This window comes from Streptomyces sp. NPDC087787 (assembly GCF_044743035.1).
Taxonomy (GTDB): domain Bacteria; phylum Actinomycetota; class Actinomycetes; order Streptomycetales; family Streptomycetaceae; genus Streptomyces.
Genome location: NZ_JBIUVQ010000019.1, coordinates 41,668 through 58,132, shown reverse-complemented (window position 1 = coordinate 58,132; position 16,465 = coordinate 41,668). Strand labels below are relative to the sequence as shown.

The 16,465-nt window shown below is 71.0% G+C and carries 15 protein-coding genes; 6 read left to right on the top strand and 9 right to left on the bottom strand.

Annotated features, from left to right (window positions below; genetic code table 11):
- Window positions 1-24: 24 nt before the first annotated feature.
- Window positions 25-819 (top strand): maleylpyruvate isomerase N-terminal domain-containing protein, encoded by a 795-nt coding sequence (locus ACIOWN_RS27295; protein ID WP_401983602.1) that lies wholly within the window; start codon window positions 25-27, stop codon window positions 817-819.
- Between the two features lie 57 nt (window positions 820-876).
- Here the strand turns inward: ACIOWN_RS27295 and ACIOWN_RS27290 are convergent, their stop codons facing one another.
- From ACIOWN_RS27290 to ACIOWN_RS27265, 6 genes are all read right to left on the bottom strand, one after another.
- Window positions 877-1,623, bottom strand: coding sequence for an LAETG motif-containing sortase-dependent surface protein (locus ACIOWN_RS27290; RefSeq protein WP_401983601.1), 747 nt, complete (start codon window positions 1,621-1,623; stop codon window positions 877-879).
- Between the two features lie 258 nt (window positions 1,624-1,881).
- A complete protein-coding gene (locus tag ACIOWN_RS27285) occupies window positions 1,882-2,289 on the bottom strand; it encodes a VOC family protein (protein WP_362353432.1) in 408 nt (135 codons plus the stop codon).
- Between the two features lie 131 nt (window positions 2,290-2,420).
- Complete coding sequence (locus ACIOWN_RS27280) at window positions 2,421-4,088, bottom strand: hypothetical protein (RefSeq protein ID WP_401983600.1); 1,668 nt, start codon at window positions 4,086-4,088, stop codon at window positions 2,421-2,423.
- Window positions 4,070-4,813, bottom strand: a complete 744-nt coding sequence (locus tag ACIOWN_RS27275) for an ABC transporter ATP-binding protein (protein ID WP_401983599.1) — start codon at window positions 4,811-4,813, stop codon at window positions 4,070-4,072. Before ACIOWN_RS27275 ends, ACIOWN_RS27280 begins: the two co-directional genes overlap by 19 nt.
- Before the next feature lie 256 nt (window positions 4,814-5,069).
- On the bottom strand, window positions 5,070-6,449 hold the full coding sequence (locus ACIOWN_RS27270; RefSeq protein WP_401983597.1) for an aspartate aminotransferase family protein: 1,380 nt from the start codon (window positions 6,447-6,449) through the stop codon (window positions 5,070-5,072).
- On the bottom strand, window positions 6,434-6,943 hold the full coding sequence (locus ACIOWN_RS27265) for an Lrp/AsnC family transcriptional regulator (RefSeq protein WP_362353571.1): 510 nt from the start codon (window positions 6,941-6,943) through the stop codon (window positions 6,434-6,436). Before ACIOWN_RS27265 ends, ACIOWN_RS27270 begins: the two co-directional genes overlap by 16 nt.
- A gap of 181 nt (window positions 6,944-7,124) precedes the next feature.
- Between ACIOWN_RS27265 and ACIOWN_RS27260 the strand changes: the two genes are divergently transcribed.
- Together ACIOWN_RS27260 and ACIOWN_RS27255 are read left to right on the top strand one after the other, a co-directional pair.
- Window positions 7,125-8,573, top strand: coding sequence for a gamma-aminobutyraldehyde dehydrogenase (locus tag ACIOWN_RS27260; protein WP_362353425.1), 1,449 nt, complete (start codon window positions 7,125-7,127; stop codon window positions 8,571-8,573).
- 188 nt (window positions 8,574-8,761) lie between these two features.
- The gene (locus ACIOWN_RS27255; protein WP_362353423.1) at window positions 8,762-9,952 is read left to right on the top strand and encodes an extracellular solute-binding protein; all 1,191 of its coding nucleotides are present in this window, start codon (window positions 8,762-8,764) and stop codon (window positions 9,950-9,952) included.
- Window positions 9,953-10,098: 146 nt separating this feature from the next.
- On the opposite strand, the gene ACIOWN_RS27250 is transcribed toward ACIOWN_RS27255, so the two are convergent.
- Both ACIOWN_RS27250 and ACIOWN_RS27245 read right to left on the bottom strand, forming a co-directional pair.
- On the bottom strand, window positions 10,099-10,797 hold the full coding sequence (locus tag ACIOWN_RS27250) for a glycerophosphodiester phosphodiesterase (protein ID WP_401983595.1): 699 nt from the start codon (window positions 10,795-10,797) through the stop codon (window positions 10,099-10,101).
- A 29-nt stretch (window positions 10,798-10,826) separates the two neighbouring features.
- Window positions 10,827-11,876, bottom strand: coding sequence for an adenosine deaminase (locus ACIOWN_RS27245; RefSeq protein ID WP_362353569.1), 1,050 nt, complete (start codon window positions 11,874-11,876; stop codon window positions 10,827-10,829).
- Between the two features lie 247 nt (window positions 11,877-12,123).
- On the opposite strand from ACIOWN_RS27245, the gene ACIOWN_RS27240 reads away from it, so the two are divergent.
- Window positions 12,124-12,807 (top strand): DUF4190 domain-containing protein, encoded by a 684-nt coding sequence (locus ACIOWN_RS27240; RefSeq protein WP_362353419.1) that lies wholly within the window; start codon window positions 12,124-12,126, stop codon window positions 12,805-12,807.
- A gap of 33 nt (window positions 12,808-12,840) precedes the next feature.
- Here the strand turns inward: ACIOWN_RS27240 and ACIOWN_RS27235 are convergent, their stop codons facing one another.
- A complete protein-coding gene (locus ACIOWN_RS27235) occupies window positions 12,841-13,416 on the bottom strand; it encodes an NADAR family protein (RefSeq protein WP_401983593.1) in 576 nt (191 codons plus the stop codon).
- A 211-nt stretch (window positions 13,417-13,627) separates the two neighbouring features.
- On the opposite strand from ACIOWN_RS27235, the gene ACIOWN_RS27230 reads away from it, so the two are divergent.
- Together ACIOWN_RS27230 and ACIOWN_RS27225 are read left to right on the top strand one after the other, a co-directional pair.
- Window positions 13,628-15,163, top strand: coding sequence for a gamma-aminobutyraldehyde dehydrogenase (locus ACIOWN_RS27230; protein ID WP_401983591.1), 1,536 nt, complete (start codon window positions 13,628-13,630; stop codon window positions 15,161-15,163).
- Window positions 15,164-15,213: 50 nt separating this feature from the next.
- Window positions 15,214-16,461 (top strand): spermidine/putrescine ABC transporter substrate-binding protein, encoded by a 1,248-nt coding sequence (locus tag ACIOWN_RS27225; RefSeq protein WP_362353413.1) that lies wholly within the window; start codon window positions 15,214-15,216, stop codon window positions 16,459-16,461.
- Window positions 16,462-16,465: the final 4 nt, after the last annotated feature.

Below are 16,465 nucleotides of genomic sequence, written 5' to 3'. Positions count from 1 at the left end.
CGCGCGGCACCTAGTGTGCGGAGCATGACGCTACTTGCCTACGACCGTTACTGCGATCAAATCACTTACCAAATCGACGAGTTGAGGTCTCTGGTCACCTCCGGGGCCGACTTGTCCAGCACCGTGCCGACCTGTCCGGACTGGACACTGGAGAAGCTGGTCCGGCACGTGGGCGGCGCCCTGCGCTGGGCCGAGGCGCTGGTCAGGACCCGCGCGCAGGAGAACATCCCGCCCACGGAGATCCCGCTGGCCGTAGGCCCCGAGGCGCAGGGCGACCCGGTCGCCCTTGACGCCTGGCTGGCGGAGACCGGCCGCATCCTCGTCGGGGCCCTCCGCGAAGCCGGACCGGACACGAAGGTGTGGACCTGGGGCGGGATCCTCGACGCCGGCTTCTGGGCCCGCCGGATGACCCACGAGATCACGATCCACCGTGCCGACGCGGCGCTCACCGCGGGCCGGCCCTACGAGGTCGACGCGGACGTGGCCGCCGACGCCGTCGACGAGTGGCTGCAGATCATGCAGTTCATCCAGCGGAGCAAGGCGCGCCCGGGCATCCAGGAGCTGCGCGGTCCGGGCCGCAGCATCCATCTGCACGCCACCGACGCCGATCCCGAGCTGAAGGCCGAGTGGGTCGTCGAGCTCGCCGAGGACGGCGTCGTCTGGCGCCGCGGTCATGAGAAGGCGAACGTCGCCCTGCGCGGGCCGCTCACCTCCGTGCTGCTCGCGTTCTGCCGCCGGCTTCCCCTGGACAGCCCCGGCTTGGAGGTGCTCGGCGAGCGGGAGGTGCTGGAGTTCTGGCTGGAGCGGGCGGCCTTGTGAACGACCGTGGCCCGCCCCCGAACTCGGGGGCGGGCCACGGATGGCGTGCGCGGGGCGTCAGCGGTTGCTGTTCGCTCCACGGCGGCGCATGCCGAAGAACACGGCGCCACCGCCGACGACGACCAGGGCGGCCGCGATGCCGGCGATCATGCCGGTGTTGGAGTCGGCACCGGTCTCGGCGAGGTTGGAGTCACCGACCGCGGGCGACGGAGCGTTGGCCTCGGTGCCCGCGGGAGCGGTGGTGCTCTCCGAGGCGGACGGCGCCGAGGACGCCTCCTGCGACGGGGACTCCTCCGACTCCGGGGCGGACTCCGACGGGGCCGGCGTCGCCGTCTCCGGCTGAGACGGCGTGGTGGAGTCGGTCGGCTCCTCGGACGGCGTCTCGGTCGGCTTCTCGGACTTGCACGCGGTCGCCGGAGCGATCAGGTTCGGCTTGATGTCCTCGTTGACCAGCTTTCCGTCCTTGCCGGCCTTGACGTGGACGCGGTAGGTGGCGTTCGGCTCCCAGTCCTCGGCGAAGGTGATCGTGGTGCCCTCACGGGACCCCTTCACCGTGAGTTCACCGACCTTGTGGTCGTCGGCGCCGTTGTTCTGGAGGAACACGGAGACGACGGCCTCGGTGCGGGAGGGGTCCTTGTCGGTGACGAGGATGACGCTCTTCTCGCCGTCACACTTGGCTTCGGCGGAGAAGTCCTTGATGTCACAGGCGAGTGCGTTACCCGCAGCGCCGAGAGCGAGAGCGGCGGACGCGGAGGCGACACCGATGATGCGCACGGTGCGTGCGGTACGGCGGGATATGGACAAGATAGCCACTTTGCCCTTCACGGGATGCCCAATTGCGGGGGGTTTGCGGGGCGTTGGGGCGACGACGAGGCCGAACCCACAGAAACCCCAGGAGGCTCAGATTTATAAGCGCTCCAGCGGGAGTGTCAATCCGAAAGCCTCCCACCGGCGTTGACTTTACCGCAATATTAACCAGGCAAATGTTTCAACGTGTTGGCAGACGTCGGGGCGGGTGCCGACGCACCCGCCCCGACCTGGTGAGCCTCCGCCCCCGCGGGCTCAGCCCTGCACCGCCGCCGGGTCCATCCACATGACCTCCCAGGTGTGGCCGTCGAGGTCGTCGAAGGCGCGGCCGTACATGAAGCCGTGGTCCTGCGCCTCGCCGCTCACGGTGGCACCGGCCGCGACCGCCTTGTCCACCAGCTCGTCGACCTTCTCGCGGCTCTCGGCGCTCAGACAGATCAGCACCTCGCTGGACCTGGTCGAGTCCGCGATCTCCTTCTTGGTGAAGTTGGCGTAGTGCTGCTTGCTGAGCAGCATCGCGACAATGGTGTCGCTGATGACGACGCAGGCGCAGTCGTCGGTGGAGAACTGGGGGTTGATGGTGTAGCCGAGGTCGGTGAAGAACTTCCTGGACGCGGCCACGTCGTTCGTCGCCAGGTTCACGAAGATCATCTGCTGGTACATGGCGGGTCTCTCCCATCGCGGTTCTGTGCCGTTCGCAGGGGTAGACCCGGGGCCGGCGCGGAACTCATCGGGGCCCCGGGACTTTTTGTGCGTCTTCTCCGGGCCCGGCGGCGAGCCGGTGGGCCGGTGGCTCAGGGGAGCAGCGGCAGTGCGGCGAGGTCGGCGACCACCAGGGTCAGCGGGAGGAACAGGGCCAGCAGGGCGCCGCAGCGCAGGAGGACGGCCGAGCGGAGCATCGTGGCCGGCGCGCCGAGCCGCCGCAGTGCCGCGGTGGTGTCGGCACGGGACTGCCTCGCCTCGACGGCGGCGATCAGGAGGGTGGCCAGGGCGCAGCCGGTGACGAGCACCGTGCCCAGTGCCGTCAGCGGGCCGAACGGCCGGGCGGTGCCGTCGTAGGCCGCGATCATGGCGTACGTCCCCGACGCCACCGCGCAGACCACGCCCAGCGGGCGGCCGACGCGGCCCGCCTCCGCCATCAGGACGCGTCCGGCAAGGAGCCGCAGGGCTCCCGGGCGCGCGGCCTGGAGCACACGGCCGCACAGGTGGGTGAGGCCGGGGCCGGCCAGGGCGAGGCCGAGGGCGGTCATCAGCCAGCCGACGAGCACCGTGGCGGAGTCGGCCGCAAGCCCGCCGGGCAGGGCCGGTCCCGGGGTGGCCGCGGAGTCGGCGGACTGTCCGGCGTACGCCTCCACGGTCAGGCCGGCGGCGAGCACGGCGATGCCCCAGGGGAGCCCGGCGGGCGCCTGTCGCGGGGCCGGTGGCCGGTGGGGACCGGAGCCGTCACGCACACTTTCGCCCCCGCCGCCCCCGAGCGCGCCGGACGCCCCGGCCAGCTCCGCCGCGGCCAGGTCGGCCTCGGTCCGGTCTGTCTCGGCGAGGTGGGTCCCGGTCACGTCCGCGCCGGCCAGGCCGGGCCCGCTCGGGTCGGTCAGGGCGGGTTCGGTTCCGGTCAGGCGGGTCCGGGCCCGGTCGGTCCCCGTCGGATCGGTCCCCGTCGGATCGGCCCCGGTCGGGTCGGGGCCGGTCAGGGCACTGCGGGGCAGGTCACCGACCAGGTCCGTACCCGTCAGGTCCGCCCCGGTCACGTCTTCCCCGGCCGGGGCGTCCCCGGTTCGCACCGTGCTGACGGCCGTGTCCCGGGGCCGGGTCGCGCAGGCCGTCGCCGAGCCGCCCCGGCGCGTGGCGGTGCCGTCGCCGAGCCGGGCGCCGAACCGGCCGTACGCGCCGAACGTCTCCGGCGTGCCGGTGCGGCGGTACGCCCCGAAGCGGCCGTACCGCCGGCCCGAAGGCCCGGGCGCCGAGGGCCGCGCCTCGCGGGGGCGCAGCACCAGCGCGACCGCCACGGAGGCGAGGACGGGGACGACGGCCAGCAGGGTCAGCACCGCCGGCACCGGCAGCGGCTCCCCGGCCGCGAGGAACGCCTGCGCCGCGCCGTCGCCGCGCAGGTACACGAAGACCAGCAGCGCGAGCAGCGAGCCGAGCCCGCAGGCCAGGGCGGTGGTGGCCGCCGAGACGGCCATCAGCCGGCCCTGGCCGAGACCGAGCGCCGAGAGACCGACCCGGGGACGGGTCCCCGGGTCGGTACGGGCCACCGCGACCGCGAGGTACAGCGTCGCGGCCAAAGGCAGCACGCACCAGGACAGCCGCAGTGCGGCCGCGGCCGCGTGCTCCGGGTGGCCGAGCGCGTAGCCGAGGCTGGACAGCAGCAGGAAGCCCGTGCCCGCCGACGCCGCGGCGACCGCCAGGCGGCGCAGCTGGACGCCCGGGCGGGCGACGCGGATCAGACGGAGAGCGAGCACGCGGCCCGGCCTTCCGCGGTGTCGCCGACCGGGGGCAGGTGCACGGTCCTCACGCACCGTCCGTCGAGCACCGCCACCTTCCGGTCGGCGAGGGCCGCGGTCGCGGGGTCGTGCGTGGCGAGCACGACCGTGATGCCGTGCGAGCGCGCCGCGGTGGTGAGCGTGCGCAGCACATGGGCGCGGTCGGCGCGGTGCAGCGGGGCCGTCGGCTCGTCCGCGAACAGCACCGTGGGGAAGGGGGCGAGCGCGCGGGCGATGCAGACGCGCTGGCGTTCGGCCTGGCGCAGCCGGTGCGGGCGCATCCGCGCCAGGTCGCCGACGTCGAGGCGCTCCAGCCACTCCAGGGCGGCCGCCTTGGCCCGCCGCCGGCTGGTGCCGCGCAGCATCAGGGGCAGGGCCGTGTTCTCCCAGACGTTCAGCTCCGGTACGAGCACGGGCGCGGGGTCGACCCAGCCGAACCGGTCCCTGCGCAGCCGTTCACGGGCCAGCGGGCCGAGGCTGTGCAGGGGAACGCTGTTGAACCAGACCTCGCCGCGCCGCACCCGCGTCATGCCGGACAGGCACCGCAGCAGGGTGGTCTTGCCGCTGCCGCTCGGCCCGCTCACGGCGAGGATCTCGCCCTGCGCCACACCGAGGGAGACGCCGCCGAGAGCGGGCGAGCCGTCGTCGTGGGTGTAGTGCAGGGCCCGCGCCCAGAGCACCTCGTTCTCCGGTGGGACGTCCATGGGCGTACACCTCGGTTCTCATCGGGAATGCCGTGCCGTGTCCCCCGTACGGGCGAACGAGTTCGAAGACCTCGGGTCACGGAGCCGGTCCGACGCAGAGTGACGCGTCAACAGCACGCTAGGCAGCCCCTGTCAGGAGCCCGGACAGCACACGGCCCCGGGCCGCCGTTTCTCACTCGAACGGTCGACACCGGGGCCGGTGATGATCAGCTGATCGCAGGTGTGCGGCTTTCGCGTGGCCGTCGGGCCGCCGCGGTCACAGCTTGGTCCACGCCTCCGTCAGGGTCGCGCGCAGGATCTGCTCGATCTCGTCGAAGGTCTCCTGGTTGGAGATCAGCGGCGGGGCGAGCTGGATGACCGGGTCGCCGCGGTCGTCGGCACGGCAGTACAGACCGTTGTCGAACAGCGCCTTGGAGAGGAAGCCGTACAGGACCCGCTCGGTCTCCTCCTCGTTGAAGGACTCCTTGGTGTGCTTGTCCTTCACCAGCTCGATGCCGTAGAAGAAGCCGTTGCCGCGGACGTCGCCGACGATCGGCAGGTCGTGCAGCTTCTGCAGGGTGGAGAGGAAGGCGCCCTCGTTGTCCAGCACGTGCTGGTTGAGGCCCTCGCGCTCGAACAGGTCGAGGTTGGCCAGGCCCACCGCGGCGGAGACCGGGTGGCCGCCGAAGGTGTAGCCGTGCAGGAAGGTGTTGTCGCCCTTGTAGAACGGCTCGGCCAGGCGGTCGGAGACGATGCACGCGCCGATCGGGGAGTAGCCCGAGGTCATGCCCTTGGCACAGGTGATCATGTCCGGGACGTAGCCGAACTTGTCACAGGCGAAGGTGGTGCCCAGGCGGCCGAAGGCGCAGATGACCTCGTCGGAGACGAGCAGCACGTCGTACTGGTCGCAGATCTCGCGCACGCGCTGGAAGTATCCGGGCGGCGGCGGGAAGCAGCCGCCGGCGTTCTGCACCGGCTCCAGGAAGACCGCGGCGACCGTGTCGGGGCCCTCGAAGAGGATCTGCTGCTCGATCTGGTCGGCGGCCCAGCGGCCGAAGGCCTCCGGGTCGTCACCGAAGATCGGGGCGCGGTAGATGTTGGTGTTCGGCACCTTGTGCGCGCCCGGAACCAGCGGCTCGAACGGCGCCTTCAGGCCCGGCAGGCCGGTGATGGACAGGGCGCCCTGCGGTGTGCCGTGGTAGGCGACCGCGCGGGATATGACCTTGTACTTGGTGGGCTTGCCGACCAGCTTGAAGTACTGCTTGGCGAGCTTCCAGGCGGTCTCGACCGCCTCGCCGCCGCCGGTGGTGAAGAAGACCTTGTTCAGGTCGCCCGGGGCGTGGTGCGCCAGACGCTCGGCCAGCTCGACGGCCTTGGGGTGGGCGTAGGACCAGACGGGGAAGAACGCCAGCTCCTGCGCCTGCTTGGACGCGGTCTCGGCCAGCTCCGTGCGGCCGTGACCGGCCTGGACCACGAACAGACCCGCGAGACCGTCGAGGTAGCGCCTGCCCTTGTCGTCGTAGATGTAGGTGCCCTCGCCGCGCACGATCGTCGGCACGGGGGCGTTCTCGTACGAGGACATGCGGGTGAAGTGCATCCACAGGTGATCGTACGCGGTACGGCTGAGGTCCTTGCTCACGGTTATCGGGTTCCCCACATGTAGGTCTGCTTCTTGAGCTTGAGGTAGACGAAGCTCTCGGTGGAGCGCACGCCGGGCAGCGCCCGGATGCGTTTGTTGATGACGTCCAGCAGCTGGTCGTCGTCCTCGCAGACGATCTCGGCGAGGATGTCGAACGAGCCCGCGGTCATCACCACGTACTCGACTTCCGACATGCCGGTCAGAGCGTCGGCCACGGACTCCGCGTCGCCCTCGACGTTGATCCCGACCATCGCCTGCCGGCGGAAGCCCACGGTGAGCGGGTCGGTCACGGCGACGATCTGCATCACGCCCTGGTCGAGCAGCTTCTGGACGCGCTGGCGCACGGCGGCCTCGGACAGGCCGACGGCCTTGCCGATGGCGGCGTACGGACGGCGGCCGTCCTCCTGCAACTGCTCGATGATGGCGAGGGAGACGGCGTCCAGGTTCGGGCTGCTGCCGTTCCTGGACTCGCGGGGATCCCTCTGCTCTGCGCTTCGACTGGGCACGACCATACTCTGCACGACGTATCGACCGTTCCGCAAGGTCGGGGCGATGAAATTCGTTGTTTGCGACACCAAGACGTGCGGATTTCGCAGAACTCGCGCTGGCAGGGGTGTTGAAAACGTGGCACCGCGGACTAGGGTGGGTGCCTCAGCGATGGGACATCTTGAACAGGACCAGGAGGGCCGGGCAGTGAGCACCGAGCTGGGACGGCTGCGCAAGCTCCGTAACTACATCGACGGCGAGTTCCGCGACGCCGCCGACGGACGGACCACCGAGGTGGTCAACCCCGCGACCGGCGACGCGTACGCGACCGCGCCGCTCTCCGGGCAGGCGGACGTCGACGCCGCCATGGCCGCCGCCGCCGCGGCCTTCCCGGGCTGGCGCGACACCACCCCGGCCGAGCGCCAGAAGGCTCTGCTGAAGATCGCGGACGCCTTCGAGGAGCGCGCCGAGGAACTGATCGCGGCCGAGGTGGAGAACACGGGCAAGCCCATCGGGCTGACCCGCTCCGAGGAGATCCCGCCGATGGTCGACCAGATCCGCTTCTTCGCGGGTGCGGCGCGGATGCTCGAGGGCCGCTCGGCCGGCGAGTACATGGAGGGGCTGACCTCGATCGTCCGCCGCGAGCCGATCGGCGTCTGCGCGCAGGTCGCGCCGTGGAACTACCCGATGATGATGGCCGTGTGGAAGTTCGCCCCGGCGCTCGCCGCGGGCAACACGGTGGTCCTGAAGCCGTCGGACACCACCCCGGCCTCCACGGTCCTGATCGCCGACATCATCGGCTCGGTCCTGCCCAAGGGCGTCTTCAACGTCATCTGCGGCGACCGCGACACCGGCCGTCTGATGGTGGAGCACCCGACCCCGGCGATGGCCTCCATCACCGGTTCCGTGCGCGCCGGCATGTCGGTCGCCGAGTCGGCCTCCAAGGACCTCAAGCGCGTCCACCTGGAGCTGGGCGGCAAGGCCCCGGTCGTGGTGTTCGAGGACACCGACATCGACAAGGCCGTCGAGGACATCTCGGTCGCCGGCTTCTTCAACGCCGGCCAGGACTGCACGGCCGCCACCCGCGTCCTCGTGCACGAGTCCATCCACGACGCGTTCGTCTCCGCGCTCGCCAAGGCCGCGGCCGAGACGAAGACCGGGCAGCCGGACGACGAGGACGTCCTGTTCGGCCCGCTCAACAACCCCAACCAGCTCAAGCAGGTGGCGGGCTTCATCGAGCGGCTGCCCGCCCACGCCAAGGTCGAGGCCGGCGGCCACCAGGTCGGCGACAAGGGCTACTTCTACGCCCCGACCGTCGTCTCGGGCCTGAAGCAGGACGACGAGATCATCCAGAGGGAGGTCTTCGGCCCGGTCATCACCGTGCAGTCCTTCTCGGACGAGGACCAGGCCGTGGAGTGGGCCAACGGCGTCGAGTACGCGCTGGCCTCGTCGGTGTGGACCAAGGACCACTCCCGCGCCATGCGGATGTCCAAGAGGCTCGACTTCGGCTGCGTGTGGATCAACACCCACATCCCGCTGGTCGCCGAGATGCCGCACGGCGGCTTCAAGAAGTCCGGCTACGGCAAGGACCTGTCGGCGTACGGCTTCGAGGACTACACGCGCATCAAGCACGTCATGACGTCGCTCGACGCGTGACACGCCGGCCGGGCGGTTCGCCCGCTCGCGGCCCCGGACGGAGGACGGACCGTCCGGGGCCGCGGTGCGTCCGCGGCGGGAAGCCCGAGGTGCGGCCGGGCGTTGATCGACAAGGTGTCGGGTCCCTCCCGGCGTGCTCGACGCTGCGTCGATTGTCCGGCCGCGGACAGGGACGGCATCCTTGGCCGGTGCCCAAGACTCCGAAGACGCCCCCGCTCTCCCGCCGGTCCCTGCTGCGCGCCCTGGGCGGCACGGCCGCGCTCGGTGCGCTCGCCGGCTGCGGGGTGCCCGCCGCCTACGTCCAGCCCGGTGACCGCGCCATCCCGGACGCCTCCGCCAACGACCACCGGCTGATCTGGGCGAACTGGCCGCTCTACATCGACACCGACGACAAGCACCCGAACAGGCGGCCCACCCTTGAGGCCTTCGAGAAGCGCTCGGGCATCGCCGTCGACTACGTCGAGGAGATCAACGACAACGACGAGTTCTTCGGCAAGATCAGCCCGTCGCTGATGAACCATCAGGACCCCGGCCGCGATCTCGTCGTGATCAGCGACTGGCTGTGCGCGCGGTTCGTCCGGCTGGGCTGGGTGCAGGAGATGGACCGTGCCCGTCAGCCGCAGGTGGCCAAGTACCTCGACCCGCTGCTGCGCGACCCCGCCTTCGACCCGGGACGCAAGTTCACGATGCCGTACCAGTCGGGCATCACCGGCATCGCCTACAACCGCCGCAAGCTCGGCCGCGAGATCCGCCAGGTCTCCGACCTGTGGGCGAGCGACCTCAAGGGCCGCGTCACCCTGCTGTCCGGCCTGGACGAGGCGTTCGCCCTGCTGATGCAGGCCAACGGCGTGGACATCACCAAGTGGAGGACCCGCGACTTCGACAAGGTCTGCGACCAGGTGGAGCGGCAGGTCCACAAGGGCCAGATCCGCCGCTTCACCGGCAACGACTACACCAAGGACCTGGTCACCGGGGACGTCCTGGCCTGCCAGGCCTACTCGGGCGACGTGATCCAGCTCCAGGCCGACAACCCCGACATCCGCTTCGTCGTGCCCGAGGAGGGCGCCGAACTGTGGTCGGACTCCTGGATGATCCCCAACCGGGCCGGGCACAAGGCCAACGCGGAACGCCTGATCGACTACTACTACGACCCCGAGGTGGCCGCGGAACTCGCCACCTGGGTCAACTACGTCTGCCCCGTCCCGGCGGCGCAGGGCGTGCTCGCCGACTCCAAGGACAAGGACACCGCCGAACTCGCCGAGAACCCGCTGATCTTCCCCGACGCGACCATGCGCAAGCGCCTCGCCATCGCCCGCGACATGTCCTCCGAGGAACGCGTGGACTTCGCCAAGCGCTGGAACGCCATCGTCGGCCTTTGACTTGCACCTCGGGCTGAAGCCCGGGGCTTCTGCACTGATCCGGAGCGTGCGGCGCCCGGCGGATCGTCGCCGGGGAGGGCAGCCGTCCCCGACGCGACCCGGACCAAGTGACGGACCGCACCGGGGTGCTGTTCGGGGCCGCCCCCCTACGGTGCCGCGGTTCGACCGGTGCGCAGGGTGTGCAGCAGGTCGACGCGGTTGGTCGTGATCGAGTCGACGCCCAGGTCGAGCAGACGGCGCAGGGAGCGGCGGGTGTCGGGGGTCCAGACGGACAGCAGGTGGCCGCCGCGGTGGACGCGGGCGGCGAGGTCCCGGTCCACCAGCGTGAAGCGGTAGTTCAGCCACCGGGGCCGCACCGCGTCCAGCAGCCCGGCCCGCGGCGGCGCGAGGGTCGTCCAGGTCAGCGCGATCTCGGCGGCCGGGTCGGCGGCGCGCACGGCGAGCATGGCCTCGGCGCCCGCGCAGTAGTACACGCGGTCCCGGGCCCCGCACGCGTCGACCACGTCGACGATCCGCCGCACCGCCCGCGGGCGGGCCGGGCCCGGCAGGTCGATCATCACCCGGCCGTCGCCCGTCGCGGTGAGCGCGTCCTCCAGCGTGGGCACCAGACCGTCCGTCACATCGCGCACCTCCGCCGCGGACAGCGCGTGCAGCGGCCGGTCGTGGGCCCACAGCCGCTTCAGCGACTCGTCGTGGAGCAGCACCGGGACACCGTCCCGGGTCAGCCGTACGTCGATCTCGACCGCGTCCGCGCCCTGGTCGAACGCGGAGCGCAGCGAGCCGACGGTGTTCTCACGGAAACGGTAGGGGTCGCCGCGGTGTGCCACGGCGGTCACGGTCTGCATGTGCCCCATTGTGTCCCGCCGGGTCCCGCTCAGGGCGCGAGCCACCGTGCGGTGTAGGCGTCGATCTCGCCAGCGACGCGTGCCTTGCCGGCCGGGTCCATGAAGGAGGCGTGCACCGCGTTCTTGGCCAGCTCGGCCAGACCCCGCTCGTCGAGGTCGAGCAGCCGGCCGGCCACGGCGTACTCGTTGTTGAGGTCCGTGCCGAACATCGGCGGGTCGTCGGAGTTGACGGTGACGAGGACCCCGGCGCGGGCGAACTCCTTGATGGGGTGCTCCTCGATGGTGCGCACCGCCCGGGTGGCGATGTTGGAGGTCGGGCAGACCTCCAGCGGGATGCGGTGCTCGGCGAGGTGGGCGAGCAGCTTCGGGTCCTGGGCGGAGCTGGTGCCGTGGCCGATGCGCTCGGCACGCAGTTCGGTCAGCGCGTCCCACACCGTCTGGGGCCCGGTGGTCTCGCCGGCGTGCGGGACGGAGCGCAGCCCGGCGGCGATCGCCCGGTCGAAGTAGGGCTTGAACTTGGGCCGCGGTACTCCGATCTCGGGCCCGCCGAGCCCGAACGAGACCAGGCCCTCCGGGCGCAGCCGGTCGTCGGTGGCGAGCCGGGCGGTCTCCTCGGCCGACTCCAGTCCGGCCTCGCCGGGGATGTCGAAGCACCAGCGCAGTACGGTCCCGAACTCGGACTCCGCCGCCTTGCGGGCGTCCTCGATCGCGTCCATGAAGGCGCGCTCGTCGATGCCCCGCCGAGTGGAGGAGAACGGCGTGATGGTGAGCTCCGCGTAGCGGACCTGCTGCCGGGCCAGGTCGCGGGCCACCTCGTAGGTCAGCAGCCGGACGTCCTCCGGGGTGCGGATCAGGTCCACGACGGACAGGTACACCTCGATGAAGTGGGCGAAGTCCGTGAAGGTGAAGTAGTCGGTCAGGGCCTCGGGGTCGGTGGGCACCTTGGAGTCGGGGTGGCGGGCGGCCAGCTCGGAGACGATCCGGGGGGAGGCGGAGCCGACGTGGTGCACGTGCAGTTCGGCCTTGGGCAGTCCGGCGATGAAGGCCTGCCGGTCACGTGGCGCCTGCGGGTCGAGCAGCGTGTGCGGGCCACGGGGTGCGTACTGGTCGGTCAAGGGTTCCCTCCCCGGGAAGGGCGCCGCGGGCCCTCGGGCGCGGCGCGGGTGATCGGCTGATCGGTGAGCACCGTCATCGTAGGCGCATGCCTCGCCGTGGCCACCGGCCCGCCTCCCTGAGCGGCGGCGGAGCCGCCCGGTGCCCGGCGGTCCGCCCGCGCCGGCCAGGCCTTAGCATGGCGGGGCGATCGATCGAGGGGGAGACGAGGACATGACGGACGGAACGCAGGCCGGCGGTGGAGCGGGAGCCGAGGATCCATGGGCGCCGCCCGGTAGCAGACCCTCTCTGGAGAAGAACCCGTCGGCCCCGGCGCAGCCTTCCGGGCCGGAGCAGCCGTCCGGCTTCCCCCCGCCCTCCGTGCACGACCAGGAGACGATGATCTCGATGCCGGGGGCCGGTTTTCCGTCACCCGGCTACGGCGCTCCCACCGCGGGCTCCGTACCGCCGCCGCCCGTCGCGCCCACCGGTCCGGGCATGACCACCGGCCCGGTCCCCGGCGGGTACGGCTACCCCGCCTATCCGGCAGCGGGCCAGGGCTGGCCCGGCATGCCGATGCCCCCGCAGAACGGGATGGGCACCGCCGCCATGGTGCTCGGCATCCTGTCCTGCGTGATGTTCTGCGTCTACGGCATCTTCAGCGTGGTGCTCGGGGTCCTCGCCGTGGTCTTCGGCGTCAAGGGCCGCCGTAAGGCCGATCGGGGCGAGGCCAACAACCGCGGCCAGGCCCAGGCCGGCCTGATCACGGGAATCATCGGTATCGTCCTCGGCGTCGTCACGCTCGCCCTGGTGATCCTCGGCGTCGTCTATGTCAACACCGTCGAGGTCTCGGACAGCTCCCCGGACGAGGGTGCCCGCGCCCCCCTGCCGGCCGTGACCGTCCTGACCGACCGCTGACACCGGGGCCGGCCCGCACTCCGCGCGGGCCGGTCAGCTCGCCCGCGTACCGGTACCGGCCCGCAGCCGCTCGCGTGCCTCCATCAGGGCGAAGCCCAGCAGGTTCGGCCCGCGCCAGCGCTCCGGATCGGCCGCCGCCTCGTCGCCCGCGGCCAGTCCGATGCCCCATATCCGGTCCACCGGACTGGCCTCCACCAGCACTCGCTCGCCCGTGGCCAGCAGGAACTCGCGCAGCGCGGGGTGGGCGGCGAACTTGTGGACGCTGCCGTCCACCACGATCCGGAACCGCTCGCGCTCCCATACGCGCTCGTCGAAGCCGCGCACGAGCCGCCCCTCCTTCTTGGCCTCGGCCGGATGCCGCGCGGCCAGCACCCGCCGCTCCGCCTCGGCGTCCCCGAACAGCCGCGCCTTGCCGGCCATCATCCAGTGCTCCGCGGTCGCGTACGGCACCGCGTCCACCGTGAACGGCGACGGCCACCACTGACTCAGACAGCTCGGTCCGACCCGGCCGTCCGGGTGCGGCCGATGTCCCCAGAAGTGCAGGTAGCGCACGCGCCTTCCCGCGCTGACTTCCCTGGTCAGAGCCTGCCAGGAGTCGATGTTCCCCATGCACGCGAGTGTGGCACGCACCACTGACACACCGTCCTGCCTTTTCCGTGCCGACTCGACACCTGGTCGACAGATTCCGTCGCGTAACCAAAAGGCAACAACGGAATCACTTGTTGCGGCCCCTGTCCTCTGCCAGGATCGGCACTCAAATCGAGCTGGAGCTACGCCACCCACCCTCGGAGACCGAGGAGCGACGGCGGAGGAGAGCGACATGTACAACCCGGGCACCGCAACCCCGGACCGATTCCCGGCGCAGGACCGCTTCGCGGACGGCGCGCAGTACATCTCCGGCCGGCTGACCAAGGGCACCTCGGGCAGCAGCCACGCGGTCGTCGACCCTGCCACCGGCGACGAGGTCTTCACCTACGAGCTGGCCGGACCCGAGGACGTCGACGCCGCGGTGGCCGCCGCGCGCGAGGCGTTCCCCGGCTGGGCGGGCGCCACGCCCGGCGACCGCTCGGACGCGCTGCACCGCTTCGCGGCCGTGCTCGCCGACCGGGCGGAGGACTTCGCCCGCGCCGAGTCCCTCCAGTGCGGCAAGCCGCTGAAGCTGACCCGTGAGTTCGACGTGCCGGGCACGATCGACAACGCCGCCTTCTTCGCGGGCGCCGCCCGGCATCTTCAGGGTCAGGCGGCCGGCGAGTTCTCCGGCGACCACACGTCCTACGTCCGCCGTGAGCCCATCGGCGTCGTCGGCTCCATCGCGCCCTGGAACTACCCGCTCCAGATGGCCGCCTGGAAGATCCTCCCGGCGGTCGCCGCGGGCAACACCATCGTGCTCAAGCCCGCCGAGCTGACCCCGCTGACCTCGCTGATGTTCGCCCAGGCCGCCACCGACGCGGGCATCCCGGACGGCGTGATCAACATCGTCACCGGCACCGGCCGGGTGGCGGGCGAGCACCTGATCGGCCACCCGGACGTGGCCATGACGTCTTTCACCGGCTCCACCGCCGTCGGCAAGCGGGTCGCCGAGATCGCCACGGCGACCGTCAAGCGCCTGCACCTGGAGCTCGGCGGCAAGGCGCCCTTCGTGGTCTTCGACGACGCCGACCTGGAGGCCGCCGTCAACGGAGCGGTCGCGGGCGCGCTCATCAACACCGGGCAGGACTGCACGGCCGCCACGCGCGCGTACGTGCAGCGTCCCCTGTACGAGGAGTTCGTCGCGCGGACGGCCGCCCTGATGGAGACCGTCCGGCTGGGCGACCCGTTCGCGGCCGGCACCGACCTCGGCCCGCTGATCTCGCACGTCCAGCGCGACCGTGTCGCCGGTTTCGTCGACCGGGCGCGTGCCTACGCACGCGTGGTCACCGGCGGTGAGGCTCCCCGGGGCGCCCTCGAGGCCGGGGCGTACTATCGCCCCACTCTCGTCGCGGACGCGGCGCAGGACAGCGAGATCGTCCAGTCGGAGATCTTCGGTCCGGTACTGGTCGTACTGCCGTTCGACAGTGATGATGAGGGGATCCGTCTGGCCAACGACACCCCGTACGGTCTGGCGGCCTCGGCGTGGAGCCGGGACGTCTACCGGGCCAACCGCGCGACGCGGGAGATCAAGGCGGGGTGCGTATGGGTCAACGACCACATTCCGATCATCAGCGAGATGCCGCACGGCGGTTATAAGCAGTCCGGCTTCGGCAAGGACATGTCCTCGTACTCGTTCGAGGAATACACGCAGATCAAGCACGTCATGTTCGACAACACGGCGGTGGCCCGCAAGGACTGGCACCGCACGATCTTCGGGGACCGATAGCAACGACCAGGCCACGATTCAGGCCACCTTCCCGAAAGGGCACCACGCGCATGGAGCAGTACGAGCCCGACCGCCTCACCCCGGCCCAGCTGGCCGCCGTGCAGCGCAGCTTCCGCAACGGCAGGGCTTCTTTCAGCCGCCGTTCGCTGCTGCGCGCCTCAGCGGGCGGCGCGCTCACGGTCGGGGGACTCGGGGCGCTGAGCGCCTGCGGGATCCCCCCGGCCGGCCAGGCACAGGGCGGCACCTCCGCCGAGGACCACTCGGCCAAGGAGAAGGCCGTGAACTTCTCCAACTGGCCCGTGTACATCGACGTCGACGAGAGCGGCAAGCAGCACCCCACGCTCGACGAGTTCACCCGGCAGACCGGCATCAAGGTCAAGTACACCGAGGACATCAACGACAACAACGAGTTCTTCGGCAAGATCAAGCCGCAGCTCGCCTCCGGCCAGGACACGGGCCGGGACCTCATGGTTCTCACCGACTGGCTGGCCGCCCGGATGATCCGGCTGGGTTGGGTGGAGAAGCTGGACCCGGCGAACCTGCCGCACGCCTTCGCCAACCTGTCCCAGCAGTTCCGCGGCCCGGACTGGGACCCGGGACGCGCCTATTCCTACCCCTACCAGGGTGTCTCGAACGTCATCGCCTACAACAAGAAGGCGCTCGACGGCATCGAGGTGAAGTCGATCTCCGACATGCTGGACAACCCCAAGCTCAAGGGCCGGGTCGCCTTCCTGTCGGAGATGCGCGACACCATGGGCATGATGCTGATCGACATGGGCAAGGACCCGGCGAAGTTCACCGACGACGACTACGACGCGGCGATCGCCCGCCTGCAGAAGGCCGTCGACAAGGGGCAGATACGCCGCTTCACCGGCAACGACTACACGTCCGACCTGAGCAAGGGCGACGTCGCCGTGTGCCTCGCCTGGGGCGGTGACATCGTCCAGCTCCAGTCGGACAGCGCCGATGTCGACTACATCCTTCCGGAGGCCGGATTCACGGTGGCCAACGACAACCTGATGGTTCCCCGCGGGGCCCGCCACAAGGCCAACGCCGAACGGCTGATCGACTTCTACTACCAGCCGAAGCAGGCCGCCCAGCTCGTCGCATACACAGCCTTCATCAGCCCCGTCGACGGGGCGCGCGAGGAACTGGCCAAGATCGACAAGTCGGCGGCGGACAACCCGCTGATCTTCCCCACCAAGGACATGGTGGCCAGGTCCCACTCCTTCCGCGCCTTGAGCGACAAGGAAGAGGCGGCCTACGAAGCGAAGTTCGCGAAGCTCACAGGGGCGTGACGAG

Coding starts and splice junctions, on each gene's coding strand:
- ACIOWN_RS27295 (WP_401983602.1), top strand. CDS start 25: ATGACGCTACTTGCCTACGACCGTTACTGCGATCAAATCACTTACCAA.
- ACIOWN_RS27285 (WP_362353432.1), bottom strand. CDS start 2,289: ATGTACCAGCAGATGATCTTCGTGAACCTGGCGACGAACGACGTGGCC.
- ACIOWN_RS27275 (WP_401983599.1), bottom strand. CDS start 4,813: ATGGACGTCCCACCGGAGAACGAGGTGCTCTGGGCGCGGGCCCTGCAC.
- ACIOWN_RS27265 (WP_362353571.1), bottom strand. CDS start 6,943: ATGGTCGTGCCCAGTCGAAGCGCAGAGCAGAGGGATCCCCGCGAGTCC.
- ACIOWN_RS27250 (WP_401983595.1), bottom strand. CDS start 10,797: ATGCAGACCGTGACCGCCGTGGCACACCGCGGCGACCCCTACCGTTTC.
- ACIOWN_RS27240 (WP_362353419.1), top strand. CDS start 12,124: ATGACGGACGGAACGCAGGCCGGCGGTGGAGCGGGAGCCGAGGATCCA.
- ACIOWN_RS27235 (WP_401983593.1), bottom strand. CDS start 13,416: ATGGGGAACATCGACTCCTGGCAGGCTCTGACCAGGGAAGTCAGCGCG.
- ACIOWN_RS27230 (WP_401983591.1), top strand. CDS start 13,628: ATGTACAACCCGGGCACCGCAACCCCGGACCGATTCCCGGCGCAGGAC.
- ACIOWN_RS27225 (WP_362353413.1), top strand. CDS start 15,214: ATGGAGCAGTACGAGCCCGACCGCCTCACCCCGGCCCAGCTGGCCGCC.